General features: G+C 43.7%; 14 protein-coding genes. 7 read left to right on the top strand and 7 right to left on the bottom strand.

Features of this window, described 5'->3' with window-relative positions; genetic code table 11:
• Window positions 1–13 precede the first annotated feature (13 nt).
• From LZF95_RS18175 to LZF95_RS18160, 4 genes are all read left to right on the top strand, one after another.
• Complete coding sequence (locus LZF95_RS18175; protein WP_233756452.1) at window positions 14–3,205, top strand: TonB-dependent receptor; 3,192 nt, start codon at window positions 14–16, stop codon at window positions 3,203–3,205.
• Window positions 3,206–3,248: 43 nt separating this feature from the next.
• A complete protein-coding gene (locus tag LZF95_RS18170; protein ID WP_233756451.1) occupies window positions 3,249–5,306 on the top strand; it encodes a RagB/SusD family nutrient uptake outer membrane protein in 2,058 nt (685 codons plus the stop codon).
• A 30-nt stretch (window positions 5,307–5,336) separates the two neighbouring features.
• Entirely contained in the window at window positions 5,337–6,152 is an 816-nt protein-coding gene (locus LZF95_RS18165; protein ID WP_233756450.1) for a DUF3823 domain-containing protein, read from the top strand.
• A gap of 161 nt (window positions 6,153–6,313) precedes the next feature.
• A complete protein-coding gene (locus LZF95_RS18160) occupies window positions 6,314–8,518 on the top strand; it encodes a hypothetical protein (RefSeq protein ID WP_233756449.1) in 2,205 nt (734 codons plus the stop codon).
• A gap of 61 nt (window positions 8,519–8,579) precedes the next feature.
• On the opposite strand, the gene LZF95_RS18155 is transcribed toward LZF95_RS18160, so the two are convergent.
• Entirely contained in the window at window positions 8,580–11,018 is a 2,439-nt protein-coding gene (locus LZF95_RS18155) for a DNA-binding transcriptional activator (protein ID WP_233756448.1), read from the bottom strand.
• Between the two features lie 1,606 nt (window positions 11,019–12,624).
• On the bottom strand, window positions 12,625–13,263 hold the full coding sequence (locus LZF95_RS18150) for a GDSL-type esterase/lipase family protein (RefSeq protein ID WP_233756447.1): 639 nt from the start codon (window positions 13,261–13,263) through the stop codon (window positions 12,625–12,627).
• A gap of 234 nt (window positions 13,264–13,497) precedes the next feature.
• On the opposite strand from LZF95_RS18150, the gene LZF95_RS18145 reads away from it, so the two are divergent.
• A complete protein-coding gene (locus tag LZF95_RS18145) occupies window positions 13,498–14,337 on the top strand; it encodes a hypothetical protein (protein ID WP_233756446.1) in 840 nt (279 codons plus the stop codon).
• Here the strand turns inward: LZF95_RS18145 and LZF95_RS18140 are convergent.
• Window positions 14,334–15,692: an acyl-CoA dehydrogenase family protein gene (locus LZF95_RS18140; RefSeq protein WP_233756445.1), complete on the bottom strand. Its 1,359-nt coding sequence runs from the start codon at window positions 15,690–15,692 to the stop codon at window positions 14,334–14,336. The two genes, LZF95_RS18145 and LZF95_RS18140, sit on opposite strands and share 4 nt — an antisense overlap.
• A gap of 39 nt (window positions 15,693–15,731) precedes the next feature.
• On the opposite strand from LZF95_RS18140, the gene LZF95_RS18135 reads away from it, so the two are divergent.
• On the top strand, window positions 15,732–16,325 hold the full coding sequence (locus tag LZF95_RS18135) for a methyltransferase domain-containing protein (RefSeq protein WP_233756444.1): 594 nt from the start codon (window positions 15,732–15,734) through the stop codon (window positions 16,323–16,325).
• Here the strand turns inward: LZF95_RS18135 and LZF95_RS18130 are convergent.
• The 3 genes from LZF95_RS18130 to LZF95_RS18120 all read right to left on the bottom strand — a co-directional run bounded on the left by LZF95_RS18130 (window position 16,317) and on the right by LZF95_RS18120 (window position 19,087).
• The gene (locus LZF95_RS18130) at window positions 16,317–17,207 is read right to left on the bottom strand and encodes an AraC family transcriptional regulator (protein ID WP_233756443.1); all 891 of its coding nucleotides are present in this window, start codon (window positions 17,205–17,207) and stop codon (window positions 16,317–16,319) included. The two genes, LZF95_RS18135 and LZF95_RS18130, sit on opposite strands and share 9 nt — an antisense overlap.
• 60 nt (window positions 17,208–17,267) lie before the next feature.
• On the bottom strand, window positions 17,268–17,546 hold the full coding sequence (locus LZF95_RS18125) for a DUF983 domain-containing protein (protein ID WP_233756442.1): 279 nt from the start codon (window positions 17,544–17,546) through the stop codon (window positions 17,268–17,270).
• A gap of 191 nt (window positions 17,547–17,737) precedes the next feature.
• Window positions 17,738–19,087, bottom strand: coding sequence for a neutral/alkaline non-lysosomal ceramidase N-terminal domain-containing protein (locus LZF95_RS18120; RefSeq protein WP_233756441.1), 1,350 nt, complete (start codon window positions 19,085–19,087; stop codon window positions 17,738–17,740).
• Window positions 19,088–19,148: 61 nt separating this feature from the next.
• Here LZF95_RS18120 and LZF95_RS27590 point away from each other — a divergent pair, with 61 nt between their 5' ends.
• Window positions 19,149–19,280: a hypothetical protein gene (locus tag LZF95_RS27590; RefSeq protein ID WP_262912268.1), complete on the top strand. Its 132-nt coding sequence runs from the start codon at window positions 19,149–19,151 to the stop codon at window positions 19,278–19,280.
• Here LZF95_RS27590 and LZF95_RS18115 read toward each other — a convergent pair.
• On the bottom strand, window positions 19,277–20,440 hold the full coding sequence (locus LZF95_RS18115; RefSeq protein WP_233756440.1) for an AIR synthase related protein: 1,164 nt from the start codon (window positions 20,438–20,440) through the stop codon (window positions 19,277–19,279). The genes LZF95_RS27590 and LZF95_RS18115 overlap by 4 nt on opposite strands.
• Window positions 20,441–20,466 lie beyond the last annotated feature (26 nt).

Genomic DNA, 20,466 nt, shown 5'->3' with positions numbered 1-20,466 from the left:
GATAAAGTATTCCATGTTAGGGATAATATTACAGTGCTTTCTCTTTGCTTCCGGTTTTGCTTCCGGAGTAAAGAAAGAGATCAATACCTTTGCGGATTACTCCTTCACTGAAGGGGTACAACGCGAAGTTACAGTGACAGGAAATGTCACATTTTCAGAAGATGGGGCTCCGATGCCTGGGGTGAATGTGGTAATTAAGGGGACCACGATTGGTACCACCACGGATATTGATGGAAATTATAGACTAACAGTTCCTGACGGGAATTCTATTTTAACTTTTTCATTTATTGGCTATGTGACCCAAGAGATAGAGATAGGAGCTCAATCTGTGATTGATGTCGCCCTGGTGCCTGATACCCAGCAGCTTGGTGAAGTTGTGGTGGTAGGCTATGGTATGCAGGAGAAAGTTACGTTGACTGGCTCTGTGGCTAGTATAAAGGGCGATGAAATGCTTCGGACGAAGAATGAAAACCCGCAAAACATGCTTACAGGTAGAGTTGCCGGTGTTCGCGTATGGCAAAGAAGTGCTGAGCCGGGGACGTTTAATGCAACCTTTGATATACGGGGCTTAGGTTCTCCATTGGTAGTTATCGATGGGATCCAGCGTACCATGGGGGATTTTCAGCGCTTAAATCCCAGTGATATTGAAGATCTGTCTGTATTAAAGGATGCTTCGGCAGCGATATACGGAGCACGGGCAGCAAATGGAGTGGTGTTGGTGACGACTAAAAAAGGTACGACGAGTGGAAGGGCTACAGTAGTTTACAATGGTTCTTTCACCTTACAATCTCCGGCTGGATTTCCTGAGCTAGCCGATCCCTACCAGACCATGACACTCTATAATGAGATGGCCATGAATAATATAAATGGGGGGAATCTAATCTATCAGGAAAGTGATTTTGAGGCATTTCGCACGGGGGAACGACGTACTACGGATTGGAATTCTTTATTGATCAATAAATTTTTTCCTCAAAGTCAGCATGATATAAGTATTACCGGGGGAACTGAGAAAACCCAATATTACATAGCAGGGGGATATCTATATCAGGAAGGCTTCTTTAAATCAGGTGATATGAACTATAATAAGGTCAACCTGAGATCTAATATTACCACAGAGATAGCCAGGGGATTGAAGTTTAATCTAAACCTAAGTGGTGTCGCCGATCAGCGTAATACCCCTTACTCAAGCGCAGTGGATATTATTAGAAATTATTGGAGACAAGGGGTCTTATTCCCTGCTTATGCCGATCCGGAAAATACCATGCTGAACTATGAAGGACTGGATCTGGAGCAGAATACAATAGCTATGATGCAATCAGATGTGTCAGGATATAGAAAATTCCGCCAAAAATATTTCCAGTCCTCAGCATCGTTAGATTACGATTTTGGAACGGTAGCTCACTTATTGGAAGGGTTAACCGCCAAAGCGTTGATCAGCTACGATTATCGTGGCGACGACAATGATATTTATCGTAGGGAATATTACCAATATATGTACGAACCCTTGACGGATTCCTATACGTCGAAACTTTACAACAATAGCTCTCCAAATCAAATCAGGCGTGAAATCTTCAGCAAGCAGCAGGTACTAGGCCAATTCCTTCTTAATTATAAGCGGAAATTTGGCACCAAGCATGATGTATCGGGATTGCTTGGATTTGAGACACAAAGCCGAAAGGGGGACAATTTTTACGCACAGCGAGATCTTGCATTTGCCATGGAATATCTCATAGGAGGGATGAATGAAAACCAACAGGGTGGAATGCAGGGTGGCTCAGGAGATCTCTACGAGATTACCAATTCGGCTATGTTCGGCAGGTTAAATTATGCTTTTTCGGACCGCTACATTGCAGAGGTGCAGTTTCGATATGATGGTTCTTCAAAATTCGTTGCAAACAATCGTTGGGGGTGGTTTCCTTCCGCATCAGTGGGGTGGCGTCTATCAGAGGAGTCTTTCTTCAAATCAATTTCGGCTCTTTCGTTTGTCAGCCAACTTAAATTCAGAGCCAGCTATGGTATGACTGCTGATGACGGTTCACTTCAATACGACTGGTATCCAGGATATATCTATCCTGCAACTAGCGGAAATGCACAGGGAGGATATTATAATCAATATGCCCCGGGTTATATGTTGGGAGATGAGTTCGTCTATGGAGCATCTTTGGTTGTTCCCAATGAGAATATCACGTGGTGGACAGCAAAGACATTTAACGTAGGTGTTGATTTTGAAGCTTGGAACGGGCTGTTTGGTTTTTCTGTGGACTATTTCGACCGACGTAGGGAAGGGCTGTTCTCCACCCGATCTGGGGAAGTGCCAACTGTGGTGGGCACAGGTGCTCCGAGAGAAAACACCAATAGCGACCGACAGTTTGGGATCGATCTTGAACTTTCTCACCGCAATACAGTAGGGTTGTTTTCTTACGGGTTAAAAGGCATAGCCACCATTACCCGTAGGCAGCATTTGATAGCTGCCGAAAAGGGGCCTTATGGAAATTCCTATGATCGCTGGCGCAATGATAACCTGACCAACAGATATCAAGGGGTGCAGTTCGGGTATAAATCTGCTGGACGATATGAAGATTGGGAAGATATTTGGTCATTCCCTATTTACAAAGACAGGGGAATTCTTCCAGGAAATTATAAATATGAAGACTGGAATGGGGATGGGGAAATCAACGGTTTGGATCAGCACCCATTTGCATACGATCAAACTCCTTGGTTAAACTTCAGTTTGGCATTAGATGCCAACTATAAGAATTTTGACTTTAGCATGCTGTTGCAAGGATCAGCTCTAGGTTCCATGGAGTATCAAGAACCACTTTATTCGATTTGGGGAAGTAATGGGGGTGGTGCCTTGGAGCAGTATCTTGACCGCTGGCATCCAGTAGATCCATTGGCAGATCCTTACGATCCGGCTACCGAATGGGTAAGTGGCTACTATGGATATACCGGTAATTACCCTTTCGGGAATTCGGATTTTAACCGGGTCAGCACCGATTATCTCCGTCTTAAAAGTATAGAAGTTGGCTATACTTTAAAACCACTCAATAATCCCACAACGAGCATCCGGTTCTTTGCCAACGCTTATAATCTATTGACTTTCACCGGGGTAAAGTTTGTAGATCCGGAGCACCCCGGTGATGAGCTTGGACGGATGTATCCGCTTACCAAAACCTATACGGTAGGTATATCCGCAAGATTTTAAATATCAGTGGTTGATAATTAGAACCATAAAAATGAATTATACTATGAAAATAAGAAACATATTAGTGCTGATCAGCTTGGTGTATTTTTCCGGTTGTACTGATTTGGACGTGCCCCCTCCAAATGTCATTGGCGATGAGACGCTCATGACAAGTGAATCCGGTATGGACGTCTATATCGCAGGCATGTATAGTAAGATGCCTTTTGAGGACTTCAAATACATGGCTCAATGGGGTGTGGAGTACAACTCGTGGCTTGGAGCATTGGGAATAGAGGGTACAGGAGAAGCACTGAACCGGGATGGAATAAGTTCGGCTTTTACAGGCGAAAGAACTCCCTATTGGGGACATGCACTTTCTTTGTTACGTGAAGCCAATTATCTGTTGGAAAAACTGCCTGAATATAAAAGTGTTTTTCCCGAAGTGACCTTCAATCATTATTTGGGAGAGGCTTATTTTGTACGTGCCACCGTGTTTTCCGCAATGGCACGGCGATTTGGAGGAGTGCCACTGGTGACAAGTGTGCTCCGCTATCCAGCAGAGGAAGGAAGTTTGGAAATTCCACGAGCATCTGAGGAAGAGACATGGGATCAGGTGCTTGCTGATTATGACAGGGCAGCTGAACTGCTTCAGCCGAGTAGCCCTAAAAGTGGATACTCAAACAAGTATGTAGCCTTATCCTTCAAATCCGAGGCCATGCTATATGCAGGAAGCGTTGCTAAATATAATGAAACAGTTCCGGGGAGACTTACCGGAATGGGCTTGAAAACAGGTGTGCGTGTCATCGGATTTTCTGAAGAGAGCGCTCAGTCGGCCTCTATAAGATATTTCAGAGAAGCGTATCTGGCCGCAAATGAAGTGATAGCAAGTGGCCAATACTCTCTGTATAGGAGAAGATGGGCGGCAAATGATCCTGAAGCCCAATACCAGAACATGGTGGATATGTTCAGTGATCCCACAAGTCCCGAGAATATCTATGTTAAGCAGTACGATTTTCCGGTGGCGACCCATGGATATGATGCCTATAGTGCCCCGTTTATTTTCAAAGCGCCATTGGCTTCCGGTACTTGTCCTACATTGGATTTTTTAGAACTATTTGAAGGTTTTGACCGATACCCTGATGGTACTATAAAGGTGACAGATGGCTCTACCAACACGGAAGGAAATTACCTGATGTACGATACACCCATGGATTTTTTCAAAGGTGCCGAACCACGTCTTCGGGCTTATGTCATATTTCCAGGGGATGATTTCAAGAATACGGAAATCGAAATTCGCGCAGGGGTATATACAGGATCGGAGCCGATCCGCCCGCTGTTTAATGATTATTCTTACGCAACTGCCGAAACCAGATATCAGCAATTACCTGCCTATACACAAACTCCAAAGCGTCTTTTTCTCAGTGCTAGGGAAGGTGGTAGTCAGGAGCTCGTTCCTTTCCAGGGTGGTCAGATTACTGCGGCTGGAGCCAATGGGCCATTTTTTAATAATGGAGAAAGCTGTCTGACAGGTTTATATGGTAGAAAGTGGCTGAACCCCGATCCTGCTTTTGAAGCTGGAGAAGGTAGATCGGCACAGCATTTTATTCTGATGCGTTATGCGGATGTATTGCTTAATGCAGCCGAGGCGGCAGTAGAGCTTGCGTTGGCTGGAGAATCTTCTCCGGATGGATCTGATATGCTACAGGTAGCCACTTCTGGTATAAATGAAATCCGTGAAAGAGCAGGTGCGACTTTGCTGAACGGCGGGGTTTCTCCGAGTATCGAAGGGAGAAACACAGTACGGAAAGAACGTCGGAAAGAACTTGCGCTGGAGCACAAGACAAAGTGGGATCTACGCAGGTGGAGAGTGCAGCACTACGAAGAAAGAGATGGTTTCTGGGGTGAGCAGCGGGATAAGGAAGATTTTAGTATGAATTCCCGTTATCGATTCCGTGGCCTTTACCCGTTTTTGTCTGCCGAAAGCGGAAAATACTTCTTCGATGCCCGCTTTCAGTGGGTGAGCTTGAAGACATTTGAGTACAATATAATCGACTATTATTTTGCTATTCCTGGAGGAGAGGTATCCAAGAGTCCGGTGATAGATCAGCAACCCAACAGATAAGAAATTATCAATAACCAAGATTTATAGAAGATGAAGAATATATTAATCTACTTAGCAATAGTCGCATTGTTTTCCCTTAATTCCTGCAGCATGTTTGAGCTGGACAATTATGATCTACCAGATGAAACGCTTATAGGAGAAGTGGTGGATGTCGAAACAGGCCAGCCAATACTTACCGATCAGGGAAGTGAAGGCATACGCGTGAGACTGACTGAAGTGAGCTGGGGGGAGAATGTTGTTCCCAACCCGGATTTCTTTTGTATGCCTGATGGTACATTTCAGAATACCAAGCTGTTTGCCGGAACCTATAATGTCCGGATTGACGGCCCGTTCATTCCCTTGATTCGGGAGGATGACCGTGGGGTTCCGATAGCGGATGATACACAGACAATAGATCTCAATGGGCAGGCCAACGTAAGGTTCGAAGTTCAGCCCTTCTTGAATGTGGAGTGGGTAAAAGAACCGGAAGTGATCAACGGAAAAGTGAGAGCACAGGTGCGCGTCACCCGGGGTGTAACAGAGGAGGATTTTCGGGCCAAAATTGAACCAATGGGCGGGTATAGCAACAGTTTTACCAATGTTACAGACATTCAGCTGTTTGTGAGCTATTCTTCCACAGTAGGCTATAGGGCACGTGATGAGCGATGGTCCAGTCAGATGGAATTTTCCGGTGCCTCATTCAATTCCATGCTGGGTGAGACTATTACCATCGAATCCAATGGAACTATTCCTGAAGGAAGGATGGTCTTTGTTCGTGCAGCAGCACGGATCAATTACGATACCCCTAGAGGTAGCGGTACTAGACGATGGAACTACAATGAGCCTCGCCAAGTATTGGTTTACTAATTTTTACCAAAGTTTAAAGCCACTTCCATTGAAATGGCTTTAAACTTTCATCTTTTCAAAAGATTACCCTATTAAGCTGAGGTCGAAATGCCTCCTTGACTACCTATTTCCAATTGGCTATATGGGACGATGTGCCCAATTTTCAAAGAATTTTTATACCCATGCGAAAAACGACCTTATTACTTCTGCTCATAGCCCTTTTCTTTTATGGATGTTCTATTTCCCAACAAAAAAGAAGGGAATCAATTGATAGAGCAGGAGAAAAGACTGCTTTCCAAACTTCAAACCCTTGGAAGCCCGTGACAGATGTGAGGGCAGACGTTGCGATTATTTACAGTGTGAAAGACCATCATAGGCAAGGAAATTTGACTTTTGAGGAGCGCGTGCAGACCTGGCGTGACAGAGGCTATATCACCCATTTCATGAGTGGGATCGCATGGGGAGAATACCAGGAATATTTTACGGGTGAATGGGATGGGGAGTGGCATCTCGATGAAGGGCAGGTGACACAGAGGGGAGACACCTTGTGGCATGGACGTATGGTGCCTTATATTGTGCCTACTAGCAATTTTATAAAGTACATGAAAGAAAAGGTGGTCAAACGGGCAATTGATGCCGGAATTGGTGCCATATATCTTGAAGAACCAGAATTCTGGGCCCGTGCCGGCTATAGCGAAGCTTTTAAAAGGGAGTGGAAAGAGTACTATGGGTTTGACTGGAGGCCACAGCACGAATCTCCAGAAAACACCTACCTGTCAAACAAACTGAAATACCATCTTTACTATCGGGCTGTAGAGGAATGCTTTTCTTATGCAAAAGAATACGGTAAAAGCAAAGGGCTGGACGTAAGATGCTACGTCCCTACACATTCACTTGTGAATTATTCCCAGTGGATGATTGTAAGTCCGGAGGCCAGCTTGGCATCTTTGCCAAGTGTGGATGGCTACATTGCCCAAGTTTGGACAGGTACTTCCCGCGAGCCCAATTACTATAACGGACAGGAAAAAGAACGAGTCTTCGAGACTGCTTTCCTGGAATATGGATCTATGGAGTCAATGACCGCGCCTACCGGGAGAAAAATGTATTTCCTGACCGATCCTATTGAAGATTGGCCACGTGACTGGGCTGATTATAAGAAAAACTACCAGGCTACTTTTGCAGCTCAACTACTTTACCCTATGATCGCTGACTATGAAGTGATGCCGTGGCCGGACAGGATATATGAAGGTACCTATCGTACAAGAGCCGACAGTGAGAAGAAGGAGCGGATTCCCCGCTTTTATTCCACCCAGATGCAGGTCATGATCAATACGCTAAACGACATGCCTTTATCTGAAAATAAAGTGAGCGGATCACAGGGAATAGGGATTCTCATGTCCAATTCCCTCATGTTCCAGCGCTTTCCTACCCATCAGGGCTATGATGATCCCCAGTTGTCAAACTTCTATGGCCAGGCTCTGCCCTTGCTGAAGCGAGGAGTTCCTGTGAAAACAGTCCATATAGAAAATGTTTCATTCACCCAGACTTTGGAGGATATAAAAATCCTGATCATGTCTTATTCCAATATGAAACCTATGGAGCAGGCAGCACATGATCATCTTGCTGCATGGGTAAAGAACGGCGGTATTCTGGTGTACAGTGGTAGGGACGATGATCCCTTTCAAACTGTACAGGAATGGTGGAATACTGATGGAAATAATTTCAAGGCTCCTTCGGAAGATTTGTTCGGGAAACTTGGGCTAAAACCTCCATTTGGTGAAGGTGAATATTCCTATGGAAAGGGAAAGGTTGTGATTTTGAGAAAGGATCCGAAAGAGTTCGTCCTAGAAGCAAATAGTGATACTGAATTCGTCAATACTGTCAAAAAATTATTTGAGGCAGGGACTAATGTTGAAGAACTAGAATTCAAAAATCACTTCTCTCTTACCAGGGGTCCCTATGAAATTATTTCTGTAGTAAATGAAAACGTCGATCAGTCCCCTTACACCATTGAGGGAAAATTGATTGATCTGTTTGACCCTACCATTCCTGTTCTGGATGTAAAACAGGTGAACCCGGGAGAGCAGGCATTTCTTTACAATATCGGAAGCGTGAAAAACCCGGAGACACCGCAGGTTTTGGCAACGGCAGCAAGGATCTATGAAGAAGCAATAACTAAGAAATCCTATGCTTTTGTAGCCAAAAGCCCCTTAAACACAACCAATGTAATGAGGGTACTTTTACCCAGGGAAGCCCAAGAAATAGCCGTGCAGGATGGAGATGGCCACCCGGTGGAATCAACGATTTCATGGGACGAATCTAGCAAAACCTGTTTTCTGAGTTTTGAAAACAATCCTGATGGAGTCCATGTAGCGCTGAGTTGGTGATTTCGAGCGTTGATGGTGAGGATTCCAGTCTGGCGATACTTCTTTAAGATTGAACAGATACTCAATTGCTTAAACTCGTGTAAGTGCGGGAATATTCATTTCCTGTTACTTTCTTGTATTCAATGGCAAACGCCCGGTATTTAATTTTGGCATCTTCATGCGCTTTTAGCTTCTGCATTGCCTTAATTTCGTAAGCCAAAGCTATTTCATTTAGGGGGTCAATATTGAATATAGCTTTTGCCAAGTCAATGGTTGTCTGATAGGCTCCTGTATCGAAACTGTTTTCAAGCTCGACTAATAGAACGGGCTCAAGTTTAGCTTCTGCTTCTTCTTTAAATTCATCAAACAAGTAATCATCTGCCAGATACAAGAATTTACCGCGGCTTACTATTTCCGCAAATTCATCTCTGAATACATCCATTTCATGCGAGGAAGCTATTTCCAGGCATCTCATATAATCGCAATAGGCTTCTTGGTGGAGGATTATTTTGTAATGGCCCTTCTCATGGATTAATTCTATTCCATCAAGCTCACTTAAAGTTTTGCGTAGATTGTTTATAGTGACACCCCTTGAGTTTTTTACTTTATCCGCTGGTCTGTCCGGCCATACCAAATTGCTGAGATGCTGGGACGTAATCCCGTCTTCAGTGCTGCTGTAGTGTAATATCAGGCAAAAAACCTGTTTTAATTGGGCGCTGAACATATAAGTGATATCCCTGTTTTTCCTGTCTCTTACCGTGAAGTTGCCGAAAAGATAGATGGAATTAGGGCGGAATGTTTTTTCTGTTCTAGGAATAGCTTCTACGCTGATTTCTTCAGCAGTATAATTCTCAGCTGGCCTTTTCTTTTTGAGCAATAGATATCCAATGCCAATCGCTGATGCACATAAAAGGAGAATTTGCCACAATTCCGCATCGCTTTTGTCAATCGGAAAATCCGACAGTTCAGTTGCTGTAATGGCTGGAAATGCGAGAGAATAAACCTTTAATTCGGAGGAAATATCATCCTCAAATTCCTGGACGACAGCATACAAATTATTAAGCCCAGCGTCAAAATACAGATTGGCATTTGTGGTGATCTTGTCCGAGATAATGGGAATAGAATCGCCAAGTACTTTATATGTGCCATCCTTCAGGGAAAACCTATAGAGTTTAAGCTTTGACTGGGAGAAATGTTCAGGGTATAGCAATGTGAATAAAGTGGAATCATTGGGAAGTACCATCCCTCTCACCGGAACTACATTGTAATTTTCCCAGGGAATTTCCCAAAGTTTAATGACCTGATTCGTGCCCAAATCAACCTGATATAAATCGTAGTAGTATTTTCTGCCGACGGCTTGCTCACCCGATTCATTACCCATGCCGCCCAAGATGTAAAGTGAATTATTCTGCTGCTGATAGCCTAAGGAAGAAAAGTATCGGGGGGATAAAAAATCACCTTTAAAGTCTTCAAGTTTAGCCCATTCTCTTTTAGTTAGATCGAAAGAAAAGAAACTCTTACTGTACTTCATATTCCCAAAGCCCCCGAAAAGGGTGTATTCTGAAGCAGTATGGTCTATATATGAGCCGTGATGGTGAAGCTGGGTCGGAAGTTGCTCGTAGCTTTCCACAGTCCATTCGAACGTGTCCAGATCAAGACTCGCTACTGTGGGGCCATCGTAGGGAGTGTCGTAATATACCTCATAGGTGTAAAGTTTATTTCGTACTGTGTCTATGAAATTTGTGCCTAAAATCAGCTCTACAGGACATTTTTCCTTAAAAACTTCAATTCTGGTGGCTCCTGATCTTACATTATATATATGTATTGAGTCTCTGTTGTAATAGTATATTTCTTTTCTTTTGAGATTGTAGCCTGCACCTGCAATGGCCTGCGATTTAAAGGAAATTTGGTGTTTCCAATGGTATGCATAGTTCTTAAGCCAGTCAGGATTTGATACTTTGCCCACGGGTTTTCCGTGTATGTCGTGGACGACGTTGCCTTCGTTTTCCAGTAAGGGGAATCTGTAAGTTTCCTTACTTTGAACGGAAAGATCTTTTATAGCAAAAGACGGCACGTCAATGACATGATCGCTTTTGCCGAACAGAATGATAGGCTGGTAGGCGCCTCCGAGCCTTAGATCGCCAGCTGTAAAGGTTTGGTCATTTAGGGTCAGGGTGATGGATTCTTTCTTAAGATCAAATAAGATTTTCATTTTGAACCACTGCATACTGAGCAATTCATCCCTGTTCATTTGAGCTATTATTAGGTTATCTTTGCCTTCTTCGTTGAACTTAAAAACCATATTGTCTCCTTGGCCATCATAGAAAAGATTAAAGATTCTATTGCTTTCCCGGTTTTTGATGCGGACGATATATCCGATTTCTGTCGTAGGGTATAAAGATAAACTACACTCAATAGCAAAATACTCTGAAAATTCTTTGGGATTGTCTCCAAAGATAGTGTAGGATGTCCGCTGATTTATCGCTTGCTCACTTCCATGGAACTTTAATCCTCCCGGCAAAGGTGACTGTTGAGGTATAAAGCCAAAAATCATCGATAAAAAGCAATATGTTTGAATAAATAAGGACATTGGTGAGGTTTCTAAAACAAACTCCTATCGTTGCAATTACTGATATTTTTTTATTAACTGGTAGAAATGAACTGTTATTAAAGTGTTTACAAAAAAGGGGGTGAATGCAGAAAACAAAACTTTGTATCTAGTTGTTGTGTTTACTAAAGTGGTTGATTGTCCTGTAGTGATGGATTCTACTACATAGATCTTGCTTCATATGGGCACTTTTGGCTTGAATTCTCCATGAACAGTCTTGCTGTTAGGGAGAATATCGAGTGACAAATTATAGCGCATATACTCTCTTAGGGCTTCTGAGCTATTGCCTTTTTCAAGCGTTCAATTTCAAAACAACTAGGGCGTTCTTGAATTACAATCCCAAATTGGACTTAATGAAATAGGGTGTCTTGCTTCCGCTGTTTTTGCATTCTTCGGTTCAAAGGAATTGTCTAATTACTCCGCTCGAAGTTGGTGACTGTGAAGACCACGCTTTCTGCCGGGCAAGTATTTCGGCCATTTGGGATGTTTAAATATTTCCGGTATGATTGAATTCGTGTACCGAACTCCAAGACTTCTTTTCCTTTTAGAATATTCATATTTTGGGTTTTTTGACTGGGTAAATATAGGAAATCACCTGTGACAGCCAAAAAGAGAAAATTGTGGGCGGATGTTCATTTTGACGCGCACAATAGGTGAAAATGAGAGAAGGTAAAAAGTTTGACCGCCTTCGGGGACGTGGGGATGGATGGTCATGAAATATATAAACCATGGGTTGCGCCCATGGCTATTGAAATGTTTGACCACTTCGGGATCATTTATATTTGCACATTCCTGGTCAAATGATCCTGAAAGGATCAAACCATGGATAGACCCCGGTGCAACCGGGGGATGGGGAAATCGAAGATAGAAATGGCAACCCCGAAAGGATTGAACTTTTTCCATCATCGCAAGGCGGTCAGCAGAAGCAGTCTCATAATTGAACCACTTTGGCCGTCTCTTCTTTGTGATGCAGGTTCAAAAGGAATATATTTCATACTTTTTTAATAGTCGAAAAACATTCCTTACAGCTAAGTTAAAATTAGCCAAAGTATGACTCTTTTACTACTGAGATATTACCGATGAATTTTAAATATATATCGGGGACTGTTATCTCTCCATCATCCTCATTATAATGAATATCAATAATTTGATAAACCTTTGTAAATTCTCTTTCCATAACAATTTTTTCGCCTATTCTGGCATGTTCGGCAGTCCTATTTCGCCTATTCCGACAAGTTTTCGGTCATTCGACTCAACTTCAAAAGCCATTACTTTTTGCGTCATATTCTATCAAATTTAAAAGAGATGTGTATTAAATATACATAAAACTATGGTTAAATAGCTGGCATAAACGGGACTGGTATGTGAATGGATAATCAGAAGAGCACGTGTGCCAAAACTCCAAGCCGCTATAAGGCTTCCATCTACATACAGCCCGCCCAATTCTCCGTCGCAATTAAACAATGGGACTAGTGGATAATTAAACTTTCCCCGTCATTGCTATTAGGATGATATATACTTACAATCGTATTGCCCTCGCAATCACACTAGCCATGATCCCCAAGCCTTCTGTATTTGGATGCACGCCATCAGGAAGCAATTCTGTTTTATTCATTAGTGGAGTGTAGAGATCAATCAGCTCGGAACCGGAATCCCTGGCGATATCCACGATCATCATGCGCTGCTCATTGTTCATCACTTCAGGAGTGATTCCGAAGTTCTCACGGGTTACCGGCACCGGCATGATTACATACACTTTGCCATCCGCAGGCATGGTTTTCTTGAATTCCGCGATCATATATAGGTAATCCTGTCTGAATTCGGAGGCATATTGCCAGTTCTGGGGCTTGGAGTCATTTGTGCCCAGCATGATGATCAGAATGTCCGCATTGAAATCCTTGACTTGCTGGAACTGTGGCTCATTCCAATACGGATAGTCTCCTTTGCGGAGCAGTGTTCTCCCACTTACCCCAAAATTGACTACTTCATATGCTTCACCCAAAATGGCCTGCATCTGAAGCGGGTAACTGTCAGGATTATCTCTGCCCGGGCCTTGGGTTATGCTGTTGCCTACGCAGGCGATTTTGATGGGGGCTTGGGCCATAGATGCACTTGCGAAAGCAAGAAGAGTGGCTAAAAGTAAGTTCAGTTTTTTCATGTTCAAGAATTTGATTTTAGGTTTATCGACTTAAGGATTTGATGTGTAATCAGGGCCTTGGCTTCGCTCGGCCACCAGTTTTTAAGTTGTTTCCCCTACTCCAACTTTTCATTTTGGATTTTGGGTCCAAAGCAGAGTCGAGGGGGTAAGGTTACAACGCCCTTAAAATACCAAATATACCTAACATCTAAATGCCAACTATGGACTTTTGCCTATTCGGGCTATCTTTAATCCGTGCAGTTTCTTTTCAAAATCTACCAACGGCTTACCTGGCTTTCTCTCGACGTAGTCTTCGGGGCTATGGCCGGGATGTTTTTTTTTGACAGAGCGCTGCGGGCTGAATTGGACTGGCAGGGATATACACTGCTGGGAATGGCGGTTTGGTGTATTTATACCGCTGATCATTTGATGGATGCAAGGAAGCTTACCTCGTTTCATAGAGAGGACAGGCATCATTTTCATCTTGTTCACCAGAGATTATTGTTCATTATTCTAGGGGTAGTTGGTACTGTGGGATTATTCTGGGCGGTACGTTTTTTTGGATTTTCCCGGGAACTGTTTTTTGGAGCGAGTCTGGGAGTGGTGATTTTGGGGATTATGCTTACGGTGAGGAAATTATCGCAAAAGCAGACTCGCTTGAAGGAACTCAGCTCCGCGATATTCTATGTGATTGGTATATCTTGGCTTCCCTGGTATAAAACGCCTGAAATAGACTATAGTTGGATAGCTTTTGGGCTTACTGTTCTTTATATGGGATTGGCCTATTTGAATCTAATCATGCTCTCCTACTTGGATGTAGAATCGGACAAGGAAGCTGGCTTTGTGTCAATAGCTACCAAAATGCCCCAAGAGAGACTTCTTTCAAGCATTCGGAAGTTGGCAATTGGCTTAATTCTGTGTTCTCTCTTGGGGTTGCTTTTGGTTGGCTCTTTTTATAGAATTCTTCTGTGTTTACTGTTAGTTATGCTGCTTGTGCATTACCTAAGCTTTTATAAAGCTGAATTAAATCCTGAACAAATAAGAATGCGAATGGAAATCGCATTTCTGATCCCTGCGATCTTGCTTGTACTTTAGACAAAAGCACTGTGTCCTGTAATAGCCCGGCCTACGATCAGTGAGTTGATTTCTTTCGTGCCTTCGTAGCTATAAACGGCTTCTGCATCTGCCACAAACCGGGCTATATCATGGCGGAGCAAAATGCCATTGCCTCCGAATAGCTCACGGGAATGATCCACAATAGACCGCATCCTAAGCGTACAGAATACTTTAGCCAATGAAGCATGCTCATCTTTCAATAAGTCATCGTCCTGCATCTCCGAAAGTCTGAATACCATGGTCTGCATTGCTGTGAGATCGCCGAGCATAGTCACCAAAAGATCCTGAACGAGCTGGAAAGACGCAATCGGTCTTCCGAATTGCTTGCGCTCATTGGTGTAAGCCAATGCCAGCTCATATGCTCCACGGGCGCATCCTACCGCCTGCCACGCTACTCCTGCCCTTGTCATACGAAGTACTTTGGAAGTGTCTCTGAAGGAATTTGCTTCCTGAAGCCTATCAGATTCTGGTACTTCACAATTGCTCAACGTAATGAGCGCATTCTGCACTATTCTCAGCGCCATCTTATCCTCCAGCTTTTCTGCCTTAAATCCTGGGTTCTCTTTTCTCACGATGAAACCCTTCACCTGCTGATCGTCCAGATCTCTGGCCCATATCACTGTCATATCTGAGAAAGTAGCGTTTCCGATCCATTTCTTTTGGCCGTTGAGCACCCAAGTGTCCCCTTCCCGCTTGCACGTGGTGGTCAGTCCTCCGGCCACACCGGATCCTACTTCAGGTTCGGTCAAGCCAAAAGCACCTATTTTCTTCAGCTTCTGCATGGGAGGAAGCCACTCTTTCTTCTGTTCCTCTGATCCACATAGGTAAATTGACCCCATAGCCAATCCACTCTGGACACCAAAGAAAGTGGAAATGGAGGTGTCTATTCTGGCCATTTCCATGGCTATAAATCCTTCCAGCAAGGCTGAATGGCCGGGACATCCATAGCCTTGATAGGTGAGTCCGGCAATATCGAGTTCAGCCATCTTGGGGATGATGTGCATAGGGAATTCTCCACGGTTCCAGTAATCATTTGCAATTGGCTTGATCTCCCGCTCCATAAACTCCCGGACGCGAAGCTGGATCTCACGCTCATGATGGGGAAGGGTTTTTCCCAGCTCATAGAAATCTCCATTGATGGGCGGAATTACTTTGGATTTGCTACCTCCTTTGAGCATTCCCATCATTTTTGAAAGGTCTTCCTCGCTCATTTGGGACACCAGCCCGACCATTTTTGAGAGATCTACTTTTTGGGAAAGTTTGGAGATTTGATCGAGATCGACACTGGATAAAAGTTGGCGTAAGCCACTGAGGGTTTTAAAAACATTTTTCATGTAAAGGTATTTTGGGAATTAGTTCATTCCTTTAAACTAGTGAAAGATCGGTATAGTTTACTTGCCCCTTGGTATTCTTCTTTGGTGAAGCTCATTTTTGGTGGAAAGCTAAGGGAATCAAAACTGTGTTTATTAGAGAACACAGCATCCAAGAACGTATTGATTATCGGGGGAGGGGACGGGCTGGATTACACTGAAATCGCACCTGATATTTCCGGGGAATATTGGGAGCTGTCAGGCAGTATGCTGAAGAAAGCAAAGGCAAATCTCCAATTGAGTCAACTGGATTTTCATCTTGGGAATTTCAAGGCTGGGAAAAAGTTTGATGAGGTTTGGCTTCATTTTGTGTTGGATACGATGCCGGACGATGAGATAACGTCTTTTTTAGTAGAGATAAAGAAAAGCCTTAGTCCAAGAGGGAGGATCTTTTTGGCTGATTTCTTTTCTCCCAAAAAAAGATATCAGAGAATTTTAACCTGTGGCATGATTTCTTTATTCAGGGCAATAACGGGTCATAGAAGGGCAAACCTTCCTGATTATGAAAAGATTTTATTTACGGAAAACTGGCTGAAAAGCTCAGAAGAGGAATTTTTGGTGGGCTGGGTGAAGGCGCAGATATGGCAATTAGGCTGAATGACTTTCCAATTGCCTTCTGAATTGCTCGGGAGTGACTCTGGTCTTTTTCTTGAATAGCCGGGTGAAGTAGGAGGGGTCATCAAATTCCAATTCGTAAGCGACTTGGGATATGTTCAGATCCGCATGGGTCAGGAGTCTTTTTGCTTCCAGCACAACTCTGTCCAGGATGAGCTGCGAGATGGTTTTTCCTACAGCCTTTTTACATAATCCATTGAGCTGTTTCATACTCAGCTTCATTTTTTCCGCGTAGAAACTAGCCTCCCGATGTTTCTTGAAATAGTTGTCAACGAGGATTTCAAACTTTTCGAATTGATCATACACTAATTTCTCTTCATGTGAAAAAGAAGTTTTTTTGCCTTTATGCCGATAAAAGTAAATTAGGAGTGTGTCTGTGAAGTTTCTCAACAAATCCATGCTCGCCCACGTCGGGTTTTGTGTCTCTTGATGCGCTTTGTCAAAAATGTACAAAATCTCGTATGCTTCTGATCCATTAATTTCCAGTCTGGGAAACTCTAGACTAGAAGTGAAAAGGGAGTAATCGTTCAGCCTTTTTCGAGAAAATATAGCAGTGTAAAAGTCTGCACTAAAGAATAGGATATGACCATCGGATTCAGCCGAAAGGTCCCAAGAATGAACCTGTCCCGGGCTCAAGAAAAACACTGAACCCGGCTCCACAGTGAAGGATTTGAAATCTATGGTATGACTTCCTTTGCCTTGAGTGAAAACCACAATGATATAAAAATCATGCTTGTGGGGCTTTTGGATAAACTGATGTTTGGCCAAATGATTTTTCAACCCGGAATAGTAGAAATGAGAGGAATCCAGCCTGTCAGACTCAAAATCGGGAATATGAAATATAGGAAGGGGAATTTTGGGCATAGTGGCTATCTTCAATAGTAAAGATAGTTCAAATATACCCACTCCTGAAATGTATGGCAATCAAGCTGAGCTGGGCAGATCCTCGTCTTTATATCTGACAAAGATTGAAATCCAGATAGATCTGCTCACCCGGTAAATAAAGGGTAAGAAGATCAGAACGGTGAGACCAAGGAGTGCTAGAAGAAGCTTGAGAGAATAATCCGGATAAATGACAGACAAAGCCACCCATGCCGCTATGAATAGAGCGGTGTTGATCCCATAGCTGATGAACATAGCGCCGAAATAATAGCCAGGCTCGGGCTCAAATGACTGTCCACAATTTGAGCAGTTTTTATTCATGACAGAAAACTGGGCGGGGTTTAGTAATTTACCTCGTAAGAACATGTCTCCCTGGTGACATCGGGGGCACTTACATTGATAAACACTTTTCAGAGTGGAAAATCTCATTGCTTTCGAATTTTCACAAAATTAAAGGGTACGGCTCTTTTCCAACTGGATAAAACATCCTTTCAATAGGACTTTTAGGACTGTTATGGTTGTGATTTTTCTATAATTGCCAAAATCAACTCATCGAAATAACCCCCGTTTCCGGGTCCGTACCAGTTCATTTCCCGTACTTCATGGTAGTTTTCATCATAGAGCTCATCCGGTGTGATATAGCCGATATAACCTCCGTTGAACGTGGTGATAATCAGATTCAAGCCTTTGCTTTGAGCCAGCTGTTCCCACTTTTTATAAAAAACACCGGAAAGTTCCCCGCTAGAGGAGATCATCAGGGTGCTGCCGATCTGGGTAATGTCCAGATGGGCATTGGTGTCTCCCAGGAGGTAATTGAACAACCAAGGCCGCAGACGGAGGTTATCGGTCACACGTAAGTGCGGTGATCTAAGTGAGAGAGGAAGTGAACTTATTCTTATTTCTGGCTTATTGACGGTAGAAAAATACGTCATGCGCAGTCTCAGTGTAGAATCCAGCTGATGTGCATATTTCTGTACCATCTCAGGAGAATTCCCCGGTCGTAACGGCATATGGCTTCCTACCGTCCCTGCGGCATACATAGCAAAATCGAATTCATCTGCTTCCAATTCCTTGGTCAGATAAAATGGATAATCACCCGACAAACCCATAAACTTAGTGCTCATCGCCGTAGCATGGGCAGAGTAGGTTAGAAAAGTGGCTTTCTCCCCGGATTTTTTGGAGAAAATAAGCTGACGTACAAAAGGGTCTGTAGGACCTTCCTTCACAAACCTATTGCCCACTAACTCTCCTGCATCTGACTTTCGGAAGGTGATGGAAACGCTGTCCTGATTGTCAATAGTGTTCTGGAGAGCTGAAAGACTACTCGAAACCATCAGATCTACAATACGCTGGTCGTACCCTCCAAAAGCCATTTCTCCCATGGGGCCAGGCATATATCCCCCCATGCCGGAGTGTGTATGGGTGGCTGTGAAAATTACCTGATCTATCGGGAGTTTAGCTTGTGAGATAGCCTCTTGGACTTGTTTTGCCAGTGAGGGATGAACAATCAGCAATTCATAATTCAGCCATGCCACTCTGGTTTTGCCGTTGGAAATGGCCAGTGCTTTGACGTAGCTGCTGTCCTGTACGAACTCATATTTTCCTCTGGGCGCATAGCCTACCAAGTCCGCAGGCTCGTCCGGGGTCATATTGACGCTGGACCAGCCTGCAAGCCAGGCTTCCCCTTTTGATTCAGAAAATGCGGTGTTGTTTAAACGGGTTAACGTTTCCTTGTAAAAGTCCTGGTCCTGAACCGGCGAACGGTCCACTGTGGTCAAGGTGATCACCCCGAATACTACCAAAACAACAAAAGTCCAGCTTAGGACTTTTGTTGTTTTTAATAAGATGCTTTTCCCTTTCATTGCCATTTAAATATGGATATCCACGATTGTATTAGATAAAGGCAAAAAAGTGACTTAATAAATGATAAACACTAGCTTTGCCGACACATCGGTCACCCGTTATCCTCTCCTGTCGTTGGTCAGGGGGCTTTCCGCCTGGAAAGCAAAAGATGATACTGTCACTGACATGATCTCGGTTGATCAGACAAATTAATATTCAAACGTGCCGTAAGGGCTGTTAATTGTTACTTTTTTGCCTTGATGTGGCTCAACTCTACCGATGATCTGCGCTTCTACACCGTACGATTCGGCAATGTCTATGATTTCCTCAGCATAGCGCTCATCAAGGTAAACTTCCATTCTGTGTCCCATGTTGAAAACCTTGTACATTTCTTTCCAATCCGTTCCACTTTCTTCCTGGATGATCTGGAAAAGCGGTGGCGTCTCAAAAAGATTGTCTTTGATCACATGCACATCATCCACAAAGTGAAGCACTTTAGTCTGAGCTCCACCACTGCAATGGACCAAACCATGAATCCTTGGCCTCATATAATTGAGCACATCTACCATTATCGGAGCATAAGTACGGGTAGGTGAGAGCACAAGTTTGCCGATATTCACAGGAGAACCTGGAGCAGGATCTGTAAGATTGTATTTTCCTGAGTAAATAAGGTCTTCAGGCACAGATGGATCAAAGCTCTCAGGGTATTTTGTTTTTAATAGTTTGTTGAAGACATCATGTCGGGCAGAAGTAAGGCCATTGCTTCCCATCCCACCATTGTAGGCCGTTTCATATTTAGCCTGACCAAAGGAGGCCAAACCTACTATGACATCACCACCTTGGATCTGGTCATTGGAGATCACTTCATCACGGCGCATTCTACAAGTGACGGTACTATCCACGATAATCGTACGTACCAAATCGCCCACGTCCGCAGTTTCTCCGCCGGTAAGCACGGCATTTACGCCATTGTCGCGAAGCATCTGAAGTACCTCTTCGGTGCCCTCGATGATGGCAGAGATCACTTCACCGGGGATAAGGTTTTTGTTTCTGCCGATGGTGGAGGATACGAGGATGTTATTGATAGCGCCCACACAGAGCAGATCATCTGTATTCATGATGATCGCATCCTGTGCGATCCCTTTCCACACACTCAGATCACCAGTTTCTTTCCAATAAGAATATGCCAGAGAGGATTTGGTGCCGGCTCCATCCGCATGCATGATATTGCAGTAGTCCGGATCGTTGCCCAGGGTGTCTTCCACGATCTTACAGAATGCCTTTGGATAAAGTCCCTTGTCAAGGTTAGAAATGGCCTGATGCACATCTTCTTTGGAGGCGGAAACTCCGCGCTGCATGTATCGCTCGTTCATGGGGGCAAAGTTAACAGGTTCTCAGC

Origin of the sequence: Algoriphagus sp. AGSA1, from assembly GCF_021390545.1 — a bacterium.
Classification (GTDB): Bacteria; Bacteroidota; Bacteroidia; order Cytophagales; family Cyclobacteriaceae; genus Algoriphagus.
Note: the sequence above shows the minus strand (reverse complement) of the source record. Positions and strands in the feature narration are given on the sequence as shown.

What these genes read in the sequence shown, in the direction of transcription:
- LZF95_RS18140 (WP_233756445.1), bottom strand. Translation starts at nt 15,692, where the DNA reads ATGAAAAATGTTTTTAAAACCCTCAGTGGCTTACGCCAACTTTTATCC.
- LZF95_RS18165 (WP_233756450.1), top strand. Translation starts at nt 5,337, where the DNA reads ATGAAGAATATATTAATCTACTTAGCAATAGTCGCATTGTTTTCCCTT.
- LZF95_RS18130 (WP_233756443.1), bottom strand. Translation starts at nt 17,207, where the DNA reads ATGCCCAAAATTCCCCTTCCTATATTTCATATTCCCGATTTTGAGTCT.
- LZF95_RS18115 (WP_233756440.1), bottom strand. Translation starts at nt 20,440, where the DNA reads ATGAACGAGCGATACATGCAGCGCGGAGTTTCCGCCTCCAAAGAAGAT.
- LZF95_RS18160 (WP_233756449.1), top strand. Translation starts at nt 6,314, where the DNA reads ATGCGAAAAACGACCTTATTACTTCTGCTCATAGCCCTTTTCTTTTAT.
- LZF95_RS18175 (WP_233756452.1), top strand. Translation starts at nt 14, where the DNA reads ATGTTAGGGATAATATTACAGTGCTTTCTCTTTGCTTCCGGTTTTGCT.
- LZF95_RS18170 (WP_233756451.1), top strand. Translation starts at nt 3,249, where the DNA reads ATGAAAATAAGAAACATATTAGTGCTGATCAGCTTGGTGTATTTTTCC.
- LZF95_RS18150 (WP_233756447.1), bottom strand. Translation starts at nt 13,263, where the DNA reads ATGAAAAAACTGAACTTACTTTTAGCCACTCTTCTTGCTTTCGCAAGT.
- LZF95_RS27590 (WP_262912268.1), top strand. Translation starts at nt 19,149, where the DNA reads ATGATAAACACTAGCTTTGCCGACACATCGGTCACCCGTTATCCTCTC.
- LZF95_RS18120 (WP_233756441.1), bottom strand. Translation starts at nt 19,087, where the DNA reads ATGAAAGGGAAAAGCATCTTATTAAAAACAACAAAAGTCCTAAGCTGG.
- LZF95_RS18125 (WP_233756442.1), bottom strand. Translation starts at nt 17,546, where the DNA reads ATGAATAAAAACTGCTCAAATTGTGGACAGTCATTTGAGCCCGAGCCT.